This is a genomic window from Psychrobacter sp. CX16, from assembly GCF_057396245.1.
In genome coordinates this window covers 1-14763 of record NZ_JBXYJF010000010.1, presented here as the reverse complement: position 1 = coordinate 14763, position 14763 = coordinate 1, and the positions used below count along the sequence as shown (strand labels likewise).

Annotated in this window: 13 protein-coding genes; 7 read left to right on the top strand and 6 right to left on the bottom strand. The window is 43.5% G+C overall.

From position 1 onward, the window contains the following. Positions 1-222: 222 nt before the first annotated feature. From AC2SLM_RS05275 to rodA, 3 genes are all read right to left on the bottom strand, one after another. On the bottom strand, positions 223-1077 hold the full coding sequence (locus AC2SLM_RS05275) for a TIGR03915 family putative DNA repair protein (protein WP_486552494.1): 855 nt from the start codon (positions 1075-1077) through the stop codon (positions 223-225). A 68-nt stretch (positions 1078-1145) separates the two neighbouring features. Further along, the gene (locus AC2SLM_RS05270) at positions 1146-2414 is read right to left on the bottom strand and encodes a putative DNA modification/repair radical SAM protein (protein WP_486552492.1); all 1269 of its coding nucleotides are present in this window, start codon (positions 2412-2414) and stop codon (positions 1146-1148) included. Between the two features lie 200 nt (positions 2415-2614). Next, positions 2615-3757, bottom strand: coding sequence for a rod shape-determining protein RodA (rodA, locus tag AC2SLM_RS05265; protein WP_486552491.1), 1143 nt, complete (start codon positions 3755-3757; stop codon positions 2615-2617). Positions 3758-4194: 437 nt separating this feature from the next. Here rodA and AC2SLM_RS05260 point away from each other — a divergent pair, with 437 nt between their 5' ends. Continuing rightward, positions 4195-5034, top strand: a complete 840-nt coding sequence (locus AC2SLM_RS05260) for a D-Ala-D-Ala carboxypeptidase family metallohydrolase (protein ID WP_486552489.1) — start codon at positions 4195-4197, stop codon at positions 5032-5034. Positions 5035-5278: 244 nt separating this feature from the next. Then, positions 5279-5878: a hypothetical protein gene (locus AC2SLM_RS05255; RefSeq protein ID WP_486552487.1), complete on the top strand. Its 600-nt coding sequence runs from the start codon at positions 5279-5281 to the stop codon at positions 5876-5878. A 107-nt stretch (positions 5879-5985) separates the two neighbouring features. Here AC2SLM_RS05255 and AC2SLM_RS05250 read toward each other — a convergent pair whose 3' ends face one another. The 3 genes from AC2SLM_RS05250 to AC2SLM_RS05240 form a co-directional block, all read right to left on the bottom strand. Beyond that, entirely contained in the window at positions 5986-7491 is a 1506-nt protein-coding gene (locus AC2SLM_RS05250; protein WP_486552486.1) for a M16 family metallopeptidase, read from the bottom strand. A gap of 73 nt (positions 7492-7564) precedes the next feature. Next, positions 7565-9106: a M16 family metallopeptidase gene (locus AC2SLM_RS05245; protein WP_486552484.1), complete on the bottom strand. Its 1542-nt coding sequence runs from the start codon at positions 9104-9106 to the stop codon at positions 7565-7567. Positions 9107-9298: 192 nt separating this feature from the next. Continuing rightward, on the bottom strand, positions 9299-9766 hold the full coding sequence (locus AC2SLM_RS05240) for a hypothetical protein (RefSeq protein ID WP_486552482.1): 468 nt from the start codon (positions 9764-9766) through the stop codon (positions 9299-9301). Between the two features lie 562 nt (positions 9767-10328). Here AC2SLM_RS05240 and mnmG point away from each other — a divergent pair. The 5 genes from mnmG to AC2SLM_RS05215 all read left to right on the top strand — a co-directional run. Then, entirely contained in the window at positions 10329-12224 is a 1896-nt protein-coding gene (gene mnmG, locus AC2SLM_RS05235) for a tRNA uridine-5-carboxymethylaminomethyl(34) synthesis enzyme MnmG (RefSeq protein WP_486552481.1), read from the top strand. A gap of 170 nt (positions 12225-12394) precedes the next feature. Then, positions 12395-12604, top strand: a complete 210-nt coding sequence (locus AC2SLM_RS05230; protein WP_486542909.1) for a ChaB family protein — start codon at positions 12395-12397, stop codon at positions 12602-12604. A 14-nt stretch (positions 12605-12618) separates the two neighbouring features. Continuing rightward, positions 12619-13686, top strand: a complete 1068-nt coding sequence (locus AC2SLM_RS05225; protein ID WP_486552479.1) for an AEC family transporter — start codon at positions 12619-12621, stop codon at positions 13684-13686. 87 nt (positions 13687-13773) lie between these two features. Next, positions 13774-14121 (top strand): hypothetical protein, encoded by a 348-nt coding sequence (locus AC2SLM_RS05220; RefSeq protein WP_486542913.1) that lies wholly within the window; start codon positions 13774-13776, stop codon positions 14119-14121. A 365-nt stretch (positions 14122-14486) separates the two neighbouring features. After that, a partial coding sequence (locus AC2SLM_RS05215; protein WP_486552477.1) for a helix-turn-helix domain-containing protein occupies positions 14487-14763 on the top strand: 277 nt, incomplete at its 3' end.

Here is a 14763-nt window from a genome sequence, read left to right as displayed (position 1 = left end):
AAGAGTCCCGCCCCTGAGAACGGGCAAAGCACTGCTTTGCCCGTTCTCAAGGCGAGAGCTGTGCTCGAGTGAGGCTGATGCTAAAATCGCCCCAGACGTTATTGCAAACCTAGTCAAGGTCTAGACATTAACTACGATTCACGCCTAGTCTGAAACAATTTTAGCTATCAGCAGTGCTAATTTGCGAATGTTCCACACGCCCTAATAAAGATTAATGAAGAATTAGCGGGTCTGAGTCACATGCTCGGCATTGGGTAAGATTTGTTTTTCGCTTAAGTATTTCCAGTAGCGCTGTGGTAGATACTGCTTATGCAGACGCGGATTTTTACGCTCTTTGATATTCACATTGACAAAATAACCTTGCCAGAACTTTTGATAGCGCTGCTCATTTTCACTATGCACACTGGCAGGATTACGAATCACCTGCTCATCGACATCCACGATGGTTTGCAACGGTGCAGGCTTCTTACCTGAGGCAAGGGATTTGTCATAAAAAATACCATAGCCACGGCGAATATCGTAAATCGCCCAATGTTGATCTTGATAACGATGACGAAAATGGGGCCCGATAAGCGGTAGCACATTAAAATCAGGCTCGACACGCGCAAAATACACATCCTCTTTGGTATGCTCAAAACGCACAAAAGCTTCCATTCGGTGCTTTTCACGACCGACAGATTTGACGGTTTGCGCAAGCTCTAATACATCTAGATTACCTAAATCTTGTAGAACTTGACGGTGCGGATAATCAAGCGCGTATTTGACCACGCGAAATAACGTATTTGAAACACTCTCTTTTTCGGATAAAAAACCCCATAAAATCTGGCGTATGCCAGAACCACCGAATAAGTCATTGAGCTTTTTGAGCACCCGCTGAGATTTGTGCTCATCAACAGGTACATAGCGGGCGGTATCAATAAGCGAGGGGGTATAGTGATGGCTATCAATAAGATTTAGATACGGCTGTTTATGCAGTTTATGCTCATAGACATAAAACACCGCACTGAGCCAATCCTCAAAACTCGGCTCATGCACCACGATAGTAGGCAGACTATGCCCAATTTCAGTTTGGCTCATAATTGAGACCAACTATATTGAGAGTGTTTAGAAAAATGGACGTACTGAGTAATGTGCATACCAAGCTCCTAAAATAACGCCAATTGACCACTGCGTTGGTCTTTGAATTTGGTTTGGGTCTGACCCAAAACAAATTGACGAAAGTTATCTCGGGTTAGGTGAGACAAATGCTCATTTTTACCAGTGGTGGCAATAAAAAACTTAGCTCGATTGACCGCAGCACCCATCTTCTTTAGATGCTCTAGGGTAATCTGGTTAAACTTACGTGCCTTAATAATCTTTTTGGCTGTCTTTACGCCAATACCTGGAATACGCACGATAGACTCATAAGGCGCGTGCTGAATATTGACCGGAAAATGCTCACGATGACGAATGGCCCAAGCCAATTTCGGGTCGCACTCTAAGTCTAAGAACGGCTGATCCGGCTCCACGATTTCATGAGCCGCAAAGCCATAAAAGCGCATTAACCAATCGGCCTGATACAGGCGGTTTTCGCGCACCATAGGTACCGGCGTACCAATCGCAGGCAGACGACTATCAGATAACATCGGCACATAGCCGGAGTAATAGACCCGCTTTAAGTTATATTTTTGATAAAAGTGGCTCGATAATTGAATCACCTGTAAATCGGTCTCGTTACTGGCGCCAACAATCATCTGACTGGTTTGGCCAGCAGGTGCAAACTTAGGCGCAGATTTATGTTTTTTACGGCTCTCTTTGATGGTGATAATCTCTTCTTTGACCGTCTGCATTGGCGCTTGTAGCTGTGCGTGGTCTTTTTCAGGGGCTAATAAAGCCAAGCCTGATTTGGTCGGGATTTCGATATTGGCACTAAGGCGATCGGCATACAGCCCCGCTTGATATAGCAGCTCTTTACTAGCTCCCGGAATGGTTTTTAGATGGATATAACCATTAAAGCGTTCACGTGTGCGCAGCAGCTTAGCCACTTCGACCAGGCGCTCCATAGTATGGTCGCCATCTTTAAAGATACCTGAGCTTAAAAACAGACCTTCGATATAGTTACGGCGATAAAATTGCATGGTTAGCTCGACCACTTCCTCAACAGAGAAAGCAGCACGCGGCGTATCATTGCTGCGTCTGGAAGTGCAATAAGCGCAGTCATAAATACAATGATTGGTTAATAGGATTTTTAATAAGCTGATACAGCGGCCATCTTCTGTATAGCTGTGGCATATACCTGTTTTGGAGGCATCACCGAGCCCCCCGCCTTGGTTTTTACGATTGCTGCCCGATGAAGAACAGGACACATCATATTTGGCCGCGTCAGCTAGAATATTTAATTTACCTTGTAATCGCTCATAGTTTATTGAACTCATACACACCATTTTCCATAAGATTTTAATAACCTATGATAGCAAAATAAGGGTCTACATTGAGGCAAGGTGAGATGATAGACGACAGCCACTGTCGTAAAATTTTAGCTGAATTTTGAACAAAAAAAGAGCGTGTTATTTCAATTAGATTTAAAGAAATAACACGCTCTTTTTGATGATGAGCAATACTATATTTTGGTTAACTATTTTACGTTATGGGTATAAATTGACATCAATAAGCCAAAGCCAGCCATCAAAGTAATCACTGCCGTGCCGCCGTAACTGATAAGCGGAAGAGGGACGCCTACTACAGGCAGAATACCGCCAACCATGCCAATATTAACGAAGACGTAAACAAAGAACGACATGGCAATCGCACCAGCTAATAGTCGGCCAAACGTGTCTTTATGCACGCCGGCGATAAACAATGAGCGCGCCAAGATACAAGCATACAAAAACAGTAAGACACTCACGCCCATTAAGCCAAACTCTTCTGAGAAAGCGGCAATAATAAAGTCAGTATGACCCTCTGGTAGAAAGTGCAGATGTGACTGGGTGCCTTCTAAGTAACCTTTACCGGTTAAGCCGCCTGCGCCAATAGCAGTCTTTGATTGGGTAATGTTCCAGCCAGCGCCAAGAATATCGGCTTCTGGGTTAATTAAAGTCATTACCCGCTGTTTTTGGTAGTCGTGCATAAAGAACTGCCAACCAGCCCACGCTAGGGGGATCATACAGCCAATGGCAGAACCGATGAGCCACCAAGGTAGGCCGGCCAAAAACAGAACGAAGATACCACTGGCAGCTACCAGTAATGAAGTACCCAAGTCAGGCTCTTTAGCGATTAGTAACACTGGCACTATAATCAGTGCCAGTGAGCCTGCGATACTCATTAGGTTAGGGGGTAGTTCACGGCGCGATAAGAACCAAGCCACCATCATCGGGAGCCCCAGCTTCATAAACTCTGAGGGCTGAACACTACCGAACCCTGGGATACGAATCCAGCGCTGCGCCCCCATACGTACTTCACCGATAATCTCAACCAGAACCAGTGCAACCAGTCCGATAATATAAAAGAATGGCGTGAAGCTGCGATAGATATTGGGCGGAATTTGAGCCATACTAATCATAACAACAATGGCGATGGTATAACTGACCATCTGACGCATGACCATAGACACATTTTGCGTCGAGGCACTGTACAAAATAGCCAGACCAATAAAGCAGACCGTTAATAGTAGCAGCATTAACCAAGGGTCAATGTGCAGGTGCTCCCAAATACTGGCGGTGTCATCACGGCCAAAGTGGTGGGTTTGCCGAGAGAATCGATATTGTTGTTGCTTTGACATAGGGCAATGTTTAATGAGTTGGCATAGGAAGGTAAGGGCGGTCGGTGAGCAGCTATATTATCACTGTTGCCCTCGCTATTGTGCATTGTTGTTTGAATCAGCGCGCCCCAGACAGTTAGATAGCAAATTGTCTAAAGTTGCGCAATAGTACCGTAATATGTAAAGCGCTATAGTTTAGCGTGCTACAAGTAAATTTGATAGTATCAGTAACCTGTTTAACTTTATTAATGATTAATGATTAATGAATGTTGAGCGCTCATTACTGACTCAATGAGTCTCAATAGTTATTTTAATGTTATTTTAATGTTTAATGGTACTTAAATCTTTTGCTAACGATAAGCGATGCCACTCAATCATTTCTGATGAATAATCTCAACGATTACCTCGAATAAAAACACTTTATTTTTATAGAAAGTATTATGGAACACTCAAGCCTTATGACATCTCTCAAAAAATTACCTTTATGGCTGATGGCCGCAACTGCTGTGTTAACTACGAGCTGTAGTACTGTGGCTCAAACACCGGCAGCCAATATTGAAGAGCAGCGCCGAATTACAGCGCTAAATAGCAATCAGAATAATAGCGACCGTTTGGGTAATTTGATTCGACAAGCTGATGAGAGCTATCAAACCGATCAGCTTAGTATTGAGCAGCGCACCCGTATTCGTCCTACCAATCAAGCGGGCTCTGGCAATTATAACAACCAAGGGATGATTGTTAACAACTTAGACTTTAATCAATGGCTTAATGTGTCGCCGTTTAGAGCCAATGAAGTCGCACAATATCAGCGTTATTTGGCAGGTTATGTGGGTATGAATGCCATGCCGCCTATGGATCAGCTGCTGACCACAGCACGCAGTTGGGAGCGCTGCGGCTATGAGCCATTTCAGTTACCGCCGCGTGAGCTGTGGTCTAATATGGTTATGACTCTAAAGCTGTATCATGAGCTTAAGTCGCAGAATATCTTACCGCCTACGACTGAAATACGCTCGGTATATCGCTCGCCTGACTTGAATGCTTGTGCTGGTGGGGCACGTACCAGTAAACACATGACCAATGGTGCTATAGACGTTTGGGTGCCTGAATATGATGGTCAGCCATGGTATATCAATCCGATGCAGGATAATCTATGTCGATATTGGGATACCCAGGGCGAGTCGGTTAATTTTGGCCTCGGATTGTATGCGACAGGCTCAATACATATCGATACGCAAGGGTACCGTGTTTGGGGCGCTCAACATTCTGCACAAGGGTCATATTGTCGTTATTTAAAATAAATCAAGATTGGATTTGATTGTTTTTTTTTATTTATGTAAAAATAGGTGTATAATATGTACAGGTCATTCTATATATAAGCGCTCAATCAGTTCTTAATTATTATGACTCAACTTTGTCTATAACAAGCGAGATGTTTGTCATTCTGCTTTAACCTGTATTCACTACTCTTAATAATGCATAGAGAAGGCAGTTTAGAGGTAACATCAGAGAAGTAGGCAGTATTTATAAATTGAGGGATAAGAATTGAAGCTACAGCTACCACCATATTTGACTATTTTAACCATGTTTACGGTGTTTGCCACACCTATTTTTATGACGGCTTGCAAGCCAAGTGAAGGATGGTTTGAGAAACCAAAAGGAGAGTGGCAAGATATTTCTGACAGTGGCTTGCCGAAGTTAACATCAAGACTCCCTCGTCTAGAGCGAGAAGAGCTTAGCGGTGCTGTTCAATCAGTGAGTATTGATAGAAGTGCGGATTTAGCAGCTGAGCGTATGGGAGAGTCGCTAAAGATTAATCAAGCGCGAATTGCTGCAGATTACAATGACAAATGCCCTAAGCTGATTAGCACGTATGTTGACTCTAATATCATTGAGCGTAAGCACGAGGTATTGCAGGGCGACTATTGTGATTATTATGTTTATCCGTCAAAAGGTCAGACCATTCATGTGCAAAGTGAGCCGGACAATATAGAGGCTTATCTAGTGTCTCCGGTGATGCATGACTTTACCAATGGCGGTTACGATGTCAAACAAGCTGATAAGTACGTGATTCGCCTAGATTATAATGGCATCGAATACCAAAATAACCCGATTGATTATGATGTGACCGTCACTATCGAGTAACCGAATAATAAAACCTAAAAGGCAGCGCTTAATTAAGCGCTGCCTTTTTTTGTGTTAATTCATCCTATCTTCTATGCGTCAATGAGATCAGATAGGATGAATATAAGCTATTTGAGCTTTTGTAATTCTGATGATTTATCAATTTTAGGTTGCCCAACCGTCACGATTAAGAACTTATCTGGCGTAATCGTTTCTTTTAGAGTGTCGTTGACTTCCCCTAATCGCGTATTCTCAACCCGTTTAATATAATCGGTCACGTAACTGTCTGGCAGGTTGTTGAAGTTTAACAGCCCAAGCATACCGTTAATGCCGGCGTTACTGGCAAAGCCCATAGGGTAGCCGTTAATCAAGTTCTCTTTGGTCAGTTCAAACTCCTCAGAGGTAACACCGTTATCCAAAGTATCGTTAACGGTATCTAGCGTGGCCTTAATGGCATCATCGGCGATTTCATTACGGCTAGAGAATTTAATGGCATAAGGCCCATTAACCTGCATCGCTGTCATGCCGCCATAAATACCATAGGTATAGCCAAGCTCTTTACGCACTTTACCCGTCAAACGAGAATTAAAGCCGCTACCTGCAAGTACCTCATTACCAATACTAAAAGCGGTCTTACGCTGTAAGTCTTTTTCATCAGTTTTAATGCGGTAGCCTAATTGTCCGATAATGACAGACGTTTGATCGCTGTCATAATCAACATGTACCCATTTGCTCTTCTCAAGCGGCTTGGGCGTCGGCAGTTGGGGCGCAGGCTGACCTTTTGGTAAGTCTTTAGTTAACGCGTTGGCCACTTGTTTGGCTTCTGCCAAAGTCAAATCACCGGTTAGGCTTAACGTTGCATTATTAGCCACAAAGTAGGTATCATGAAACTTTTGTAAATCAGCTTTGGTGAGAGTAGGTACTGATTCTACGGTGCCATAAGAGGAATGGGCGTACGGATGATTGCCATATAACGCTTCACTAAAATTATTGCTGGCAATATAAGAAGGGTTTTGCTGCATTTGTCTTAGACCCAACACTTGCTGTGCTTTACTACGCTCTAGTACTTGCGCGTCAAATCGTGGTTGATTGAGCATACTACTCATCAATTCAATCGCAGGATTCAAGTGCTCCTCATCTGATAAGCTGCGTAGATTAACCACAAACTGATCTTTATAAGCGGCGCTCGATAATTGAATACCTAGCTGTTCTGACGCTTCGGCAAATTCAGTTTCGTCCAGCTTATTTGTGCCTTTGGTCAGTAAATTTGCGACCATGCTGGCAAGACCATAGCCGCCTTGACGAATGCTCTCATCACGAGCACTACCCGCGTTAAAGCGCAAATCCACATCAACAATGGGCAGCTGCTCAGTCTGTACAAAAATCACAGGCACGCCATTATTGGTCGTGAAATGCTGAAACTCAGGAATATTCATGGTCAGCTTTTCATTGTTCTTTAAGCTGCTTAGATTGTCTATGGCTTTAATCGGTTGAGTAATATCAACATCGGCATTGCCATGCTCGCCTTCTGGGATACCAGGCGTGGCAGCTTGAGCCGTCATATAGCTTACGCTTAGCGCTACCGAGAGTAAGGTTAATTTAGAGAAATGAATCAAAGTATGGGGCATTTTCATAAGGTCGTCCGTCAATTATCTTTATAAGCAGTGATATAGGTATTCATTTTTAATCATAACAGTCTATCAGTAGCTACTCGACTTTTGCTTTATCAGAACCACTGTCATTTGGCTCGACATACATTACGGTCAGATTGTCTTTAACAAAGTATTTTTTGGCCGCTGCATGAATGTCTTCATTTGTCACTTTGGCAAGCTCATCAGATAAGGTGGTGATTAAGCGATCATCTAAGCCGCGCGCCTGCATGCTGCCTATCATATAGGCTTGACCGGACATGCTGTCTTGAGAGAAGACGAAACCTTGTACTACGTTATTGCGGGCACGTTCAAGTTCACTGTCGCTGATGGTCTGGGTTTTTAGTTTATCAACTTCTGCTAAGATAGCCTTTTGTGCTTGCTCAAGACTGACACCTTCACGAGGGGTCGCTTGGATTAAGAATAAGCTGTCACCGCGCTCGTATAAATCGTAATGCGAGGCAACGGAGGCAACCACACCTTGCTCTCGTACTAGGTTTTTCTCAAAGCGAGCTGCATAGCCGCCATCCAATAAGAACTGTAGCATTAGTAATTCGTAAACTTCTTTTTCTGGTACATCGGACACCATGGCACTCGGTAACGTCGGCACGTTAAACGCCATCATTAGAGTAGGGACGTTGACGGTCTCTTTAATCGACTGCTGCTGATAACCACGCCAGCCACGCTGCTGTACAGAAGGGCGCTCAGGAATTTGCTTGGCAGGATGTACGCCAAAGTATTGTTTTACTTTAGCCAACGTTGCTTCAGGCTCAACATCACCAACGATAACGAGGGTCGCATTATTAGGCGCGTACCAAGTTTTATACCACTTCTCTAAGTCTTCAATCTCAGTATTGGCAATCTCGTCCATCGGGCCAATGATCGACTCGCCTTTGGGGCTATCTGGCAGGGCCAAGACACGGAACTTCTCGAACGCTCGCGCCATTGGGTTGTCATCAGTACGTTGACGGCGCTCTTCCATGACTACGTTTCGCTCTTGCGTGAATTCTTGTACAAACTCATCGCTATCAAAGCGCAGGTTGGTCATTCTATCGGCTTCAAGCTCTAGTGCTAATTCAAGGCGATTAACCGGAAACATCTCATAGTAGCCAGTGTAGTCATAACTGGTGAACGCATTATGGTCACCGCCGAACTTGGCAATCAATCTATCAAAATCACTGCCAGAGACCTTCTTTGTTCCCTTAAACATCATGTGCTCAAGCAAGTGAGAGATGCCGCCTTTATCCTCAGGCTCATCGGTTGAACCCACCCCATACCAAATCTGAGTCATCGCAACCGGTGCTCTATGATCTTCTTTGATAATCACTTTCAACCCATTATCGAGCACATATTCATGGCGACTTTCATCTTTAGCAAACTGACTACTGTGGGTGGATTTACCTTGCATTTGACTGGTTTGGTTTGTTTTCGATGTGTCAGTCGGTAAGCTACTACAGGCTGCAAGCCCTGTGCTAACCAAGGTTGCCAATAACAGTTTCTTAAAATACTGGGCTGCTTTGGTGTTGTTAAGGTGAATATTTTGAGACTGAGAGGATAACTGAATAGATGATGCTAAATAAAATGATTGTTTAAGTCGCATGCTGGCCTCAATGTAAGGTAGATGAATAGGTGGAAAAGTAAGAGGGTTTATATAATACATGAATATTGCGTAATGACTATTAGCCGCAGTCTAAATCTTTGTTACAGATAGATTGCTAGGCCAATAAAAAACCAATAACCGGCGAGCCAGTTATTGGTCAGATAATCAGTGCTACAAATCAATGCTTGGGTATTACCAGTTTAGAGCACCGTAAGCTTTGATTTCAGATTGTAGATAATCAGCAGCAACATCATTGAGTAATTCACATTCTGTCTCATCTTCAATAGAGCCTGATGCAGGTAAATAATCTGCGTAATAAACTTGTCCATCTTTTTCGACAGCACCCAAGCGCCAACCGTATTCTGCCCCAGAGTCAGTAAAGTAAACCGCGCGGTACTCATTATTTTCACCCACATAAATAAAGTCGCTAGGTTTAGTGTATTTGACTCTGATACCCTCTTTTTCTATCCATTCCTCTAATGATTTATGACCGGTAGGTTGTTCGTCTTCATCGACGATAAAGACACTGAAACTTGGCTTAAGACTCTTAGTGACATAACAGGCAGAGCCTTGAGGAAATACCGAGTTGATTAATTTAAAGTCCTCTAAAGGTGTCTCGTAGCCCTTTGAGTTGCCAATACTAAACCCACTGATATCCACCTTAGCTCCTTCACAAATGAGATCATATAGGTAAGTTAACAATAAAATAAAACTTGCGTAACCTAAGTAATAGAGTAGCGCAGCCCCTTTAACTATTCAATAGAAAAATAAAGGTCTTTGAAGCAAATCTAATGCAATTAGTGTGCATCCATTTAGTCAAAAGTGAAGAGAATATAGGTAATGAAAGATATCAGCGTGATTTAGATAAATGTGCGAGCTAAGCAAGCGTATTTTTATTAATAACTGTCTCTATTCTTGGTATAATAGAGGGTTGCTTAACCATAACCGCTTTATTTATTGCGCTCATGCTTAAAAGGGCTTGATGGTTTGCTAACTGAGATACGCAGGGTTTAAATTAATGGCCGGCGTCCTCATAAACAGCAGCAACACGAGCGGTTAACAAAGACTAGAAGCAATAGATCGTTTAATAAATGGTTTTGCCAAACAGATGCGATAAGCGTTACATTACTGATATTTCTAAATTTATATTTGATTAAACAAGCATACTTTGAATAAATGCGATGGATTTTCTATCCGTTATTTGAGTATCCAAGGGGCAACTATGCAATATCCAAAGTCTTATGATGTCGTAGTAATTGGCGGCGGCCATGCGGGTACAGAGGCGGCATTAGCTGCTGCGCGCATGGGCGCTCAGACCTTATTGCTGACCCATAATATTGAGACACTGGGGCAAATGAGCTGTAACCCTGCTATCGGTGGTATCGGTAAGTCGCATCTGGTACGTGAGATTGATGCGCTTGGCGGTGCAATGGCGCTGGCAACGGACAAAGCCGGTATCCAGTTCCGTGTTCTAAATAGTCGTAAAGGTGCGGCGGTGCGGGCGACACGTGCGCAAGCCGACCGTATTTTGTATAAAGCAGCCATACGCCATACGCTAGAGAATCAGCCCAATCTTGACTTGTTCCAACAAGGTGCGGATGATATTTTGGTTGAAAACGGCAAAGCCTGTGCGGTGGTAACCGCTACCGGCATCGTCTTTAGAACCAAGACCGTGGTATTGACCTCAGGTACTTTCTTGGGCGGCGTAATTCATATCGGTTTGGATAACTCAAAAGGTGGGCGTGCAGGTGATCCGCCATCGATAAAATTGGCAGAGCGCTTACGTGAATTAAAGCTGCCTGTGGGCCGTCTAAAAACAGGAACGCCGGCACGTATTGATGCCAAAAGCGTTGATTTTAGTGTGATGAAAACACAGCCAGGCGATACGCCATTGCCGGTTATGAGCTTTATGGGTGATGTGAGCATGCATCCTGAGCAGGTGAACTGTTATATCACACACACTAATGCCAAAACGCACGACATTATTCGTAAGCATTTGGACCGATCGCCGCTATTCTCAGGCACTATCGAGGGTGTGGGGCCACGCTATTGTCCGTCGATTGAAGACAAAATCCATCGTTTTGCAGACAAAGACAGTCATCAGATTTTTGTTGAGCCAGAAGGCTTGACTACGCACGAGCTTTATCCAAATGGTATCTCAACCAGTTTGCCATTTGATGTGCAAGTTGAGTTTATTCGTACCATGGTGGGTTTCGAGAATGCGCATATTACCCGTCCAGGCTATGCGATTGAGTACGATTATTTTAATCCGCAAAACCTAAAGCCGACGCTTGAAACCAAATCAATTGATAGCTTGTACTTCGCCGGTCAAATTAACGGTACGACCGGTTATGAAGAAGCAGGTGTGCAGGGTTTGCTAGCTGGTATAAATGCGGCATTATCAACTCAAGATAATCCAGTCATGGACAGCTGGACACCGCGCCGTGACCAAGCTTATTTGGGCGTATTGGTGGATGATTTAATTACTCATGGCACAAAAGAGCCGTATCGTATGTTCACGAGCCGTGCAGAATATAGACTGCTACTACGTGAAGATAATGCCGATCAGCGTTTGACAGAAATTGGCCGTAAATTGGGCTTAGTAGATGACACTCGTTGGGATGCGTTCCAGAAAAAAATGGAGTCGATTGAAACCGAGTCTGCGCGTCTAAAAGATATGTGGGCCACGCCAAACAATGAGCTTGGTAAGAAATTTACTGAGCGAACAGGTGAGGTTCTATCAAAAGAGGCCACCGCTTACGACTTATTAAAGCGTCCAAAAGTTGGCTTTGATGATATCGCTGCGGTAACCGGTGCGGATGTGGCTAAGGATGTGGGTGAGCAAATCGAAATCTCAGTTAAATACGCTGGATACATTGATCGTCAGCAAGAAGACATCGATCAGATGAAGCGTTTAGAGAATACAGAATTACCGACTGATTTTGATTACAGTGCCGTCTCTGGTCTCTCTAATGAGATTGTTCAAAAGCTACAAGAGATTCGCCCTGCAACGCTTGCACAGGCTAGCCGTGTTAGCGGCGTAACGCCTGCGGCTATTCAATTACTGGGTATGACTTTGAAAAAACAGCGCAAAGCGATGGCTGCAATTACCTCTTAGCTGGTTGAATATATTTGTTGACTGGGCTAACTTGATGACTGAGCTTATTAGTTGACTGGGCTTAAGCTTTTAGTTTCTGACGCAGCTCGCTATTTTGTATCATTTGATGCTTTCATAACTCATAATGCGCTGTTCCCATAACTAGCTGCTACCATTAAAAGGAGTCAAAAATGCCATATGATAAGCTTTCAGATCTGCCAGATCAGGTCAAGGACAACTTACCTAAGCATGGGCAAGAGATATTCCTTGCCGCTTTTAATAGTGCCTCTGAGCAATATGATGACGAGTCACGTTGGTTTGCAACCGCTTGGGCTGCTGTTGAAAATGTCTATGAGAAGAATGACAAGGGTGACTGGGTAAAAAAACAAGACCATAAATAGATAGTGAGCGATGTATGATTGACGCTATTGTCTTTGCCTTAAATATTGTATTGCCTAACCTGTTTTTAATGGGATTGGGCTTTTTAATGCAAAGACACGGTCATATTAGTAGAACCTTCGTCGACGAAGCTTCTAAATTGGTTTTTAATTATGCACTACCTTGCCTCCTTTTCTTTAGCGTGACACAAAGTCATGTTGACTTTATGCAGCAAATAAATCTGATTGTTGCAGGGTTGGTAGCGACCTTGTTGTTATTCTTTGGTGCAGAATGGTATGCCAAACAGTTCATCGAGAGAGCCGAAGACAAGGGTGTCTTCGTACAAGGTGTCTTTCGTAGTAACATGGGTATCATAGGACTCGCAACAGTTGCCAATGCCTATGGTTCTCAAGGGGTGAGCGTGGGTGCGGTATATATGGGAATATTGACCCTCGTATTTAATATACTAGCGGTTATTACCCTCAGCCGAACGGCAGTTGAGAATACAACCGCTATGCAGTCTAGTGAGTCTGACAATACTAATCGCACGGTTAATGTTAATTCTGCACATAGCAATAGCAACAGAGCCCGTCAATTTGTGACCTCAGTACGTTCTTCACGCTGGATATTATTGGTGCAGAAGATGCTCACCAACCCATTGATCATCGCTTTAGTCGTGGCATTTAGTTATAAGGCACTGGCATCAACCTTCTCATTTTTGGGTCTACCCAATGTCATCACTCAAACGGGTGAATTTTTATCTGCACTGGCATTACCTTTGGCCCTTATTTGTGCTGGGGCGACACTTGATGTGCGCTCTATGCTAAACCTCTCAGGCTTATCTATGCAAGCCAGTATAGGCCGTATCGTTATTGCGCCACTCTTGGCTGTCGGAGTGGGGCTAGGTTTTGGTCTGACAGGCGTACACATGGGGGTGTTGTTTTTAATGGTGGCTTCTCCAGCGGCAGCAGCAAGCTATGTAATGGCAAAGGCCATGGGCGGTAACGAGGTGTTGGCGGCTAATATTTTAGCCTTTACCACGGTGGTATCTTTATTCGGGATGGCGACAGGTGCGGCTATTTTACGCGGTATAGGATGGATGTAGTATTGCCAGAGACCGGTTAGAGTGTTACAGTTTCTACTTTAGTCCTATGTTCTATTATCAAATCCCGTATACAGCGAAATTTAAATTATGATCAAAAAATACAGCACTCAGGCGTGTTTAGCGAGTATCTCTTTAATACTAACGCTAAGTGCATATGCGGTGCCCACCAGCGAAGTTATCTTCGAGAAAGGCAGTGAATGTGGTCATTATAAGGGCGACTTAACTACGGGAAGAGAATTTATCGTAGAAATGAAAGCCAATCAGGCATTAATCGTAAAGACCGACGGACATGTGCAAACCGTCAGCGATAATAAGGGCAATGCGCTTGATGACAAAGGCGGCGCTCATTACCGTTATGAGAGTAAAAACCAAGGCACGCACCGTCTTAAAATGGTCGGCCGTGCAGACAGTGAAGCAGATTTTTGTATCTCGTAATCGCAAGTAATAACTCAGCAATTGGCAATTGTTAGCGGGTTAACCAAGTAGTCTATTAATTTAGATGCTTTGTTTCACTATTTGTTTACAATAGTTTGATAAAAAATACTCCTTATCTAAAAGTGAGGGCTGCACTATGATGTCGAAATGGATTATCAAAGCAGGTATAGCGACTTTGGCATTTTCCTAGTCTCTAACCTCTCAAGCTATGCCAACCACGTAAGTTACCTTAGCTCAGTCGAATTTTGTGTTTATTAGATCTTGTTAGCTTCCTATCTATAATAAAAAAGCCGATATTTTAAATATCGGCTTTTTTGTTTTTAATGTCCCGTCCTAAAATAAGTTTACGAAAAGGAAGCTTATAAATGGACAAAGCAGAAAGATCAAGGATTAAACGAACACAGAAAGATTACACACTCGGCTTTAAATTAGCTGTGGTAGGGCAAGTAGAAAAAGGCGACATGACCTACAAACAAGCCCAAAAGCACTATGGCATACAAGGACGTAGTACCGTCCTAACTTGGCTTAGGAAACATGGTACATTAGACTGGAATACACCGCCAAAGAGCCTAAGAATGCCACACAAAGAAACCCCAGCCCAAATCATAAAAAGACTTGAGCGACAACTGGCTGATGAAAAAA

Excerpts from the sequence above, each read along its gene's own strand:
- AC2SLM_RS05225 (WP_486552479.1), top strand. The coding sequence starts at position 12,619 with ATGATTGACGCTATTGTCTTTGCCTTAAATATTGTATTGCCTAACCTG.
- AC2SLM_RS05230 (WP_486542909.1), top strand. The coding sequence starts at position 12,395 with ATGCCATATGATAAGCTTTCAGATCTGCCAGATCAGGTCAAGGACAAC.
- rodA (WP_486552491.1), bottom strand. The coding sequence starts at position 3,757 with ATGTCAAAGCAACAACAATATCGATTCTCTCGGCAAACCCACCACTTT.
- AC2SLM_RS05260 (WP_486552489.1), top strand. The coding sequence starts at position 4,195 with ATGACATCTCTCAAAAAATTACCTTTATGGCTGATGGCCGCAACTGCT.
- AC2SLM_RS05220 (WP_486542913.1), top strand. The coding sequence starts at position 13,774 with ATGATCAAAAAATACAGCACTCAGGCGTGTTTAGCGAGTATCTCTTTA.
- AC2SLM_RS05250 (WP_486552486.1), bottom strand. The coding sequence starts at position 7,491 with ATGAAAATGCCCCATACTTTGATTCATTTCTCTAAATTAACCTTACTC.
- AC2SLM_RS05245 (WP_486552484.1), bottom strand. The coding sequence starts at position 9,106 with ATGCGACTTAAACAATCATTTTATTTAGCATCATCTATTCAGTTATCC.
- AC2SLM_RS05270 (WP_486552492.1), bottom strand. The coding sequence starts at position 2,414 with ATGAGTTCAATAAACTATGAGCGATTACAAGGTAAATTAAATATTCTA.
- AC2SLM_RS05275 (WP_486552494.1), bottom strand. The coding sequence starts at position 1,077 with ATGAGCCAAACTGAAATTGGGCATAGTCTGCCTACTATCGTGGTGCAT.
- mnmG (WP_486552481.1), top strand. The coding sequence starts at position 10,329 with ATGCAATATCCAAAGTCTTATGATGTCGTAGTAATTGGCGGCGGCCAT.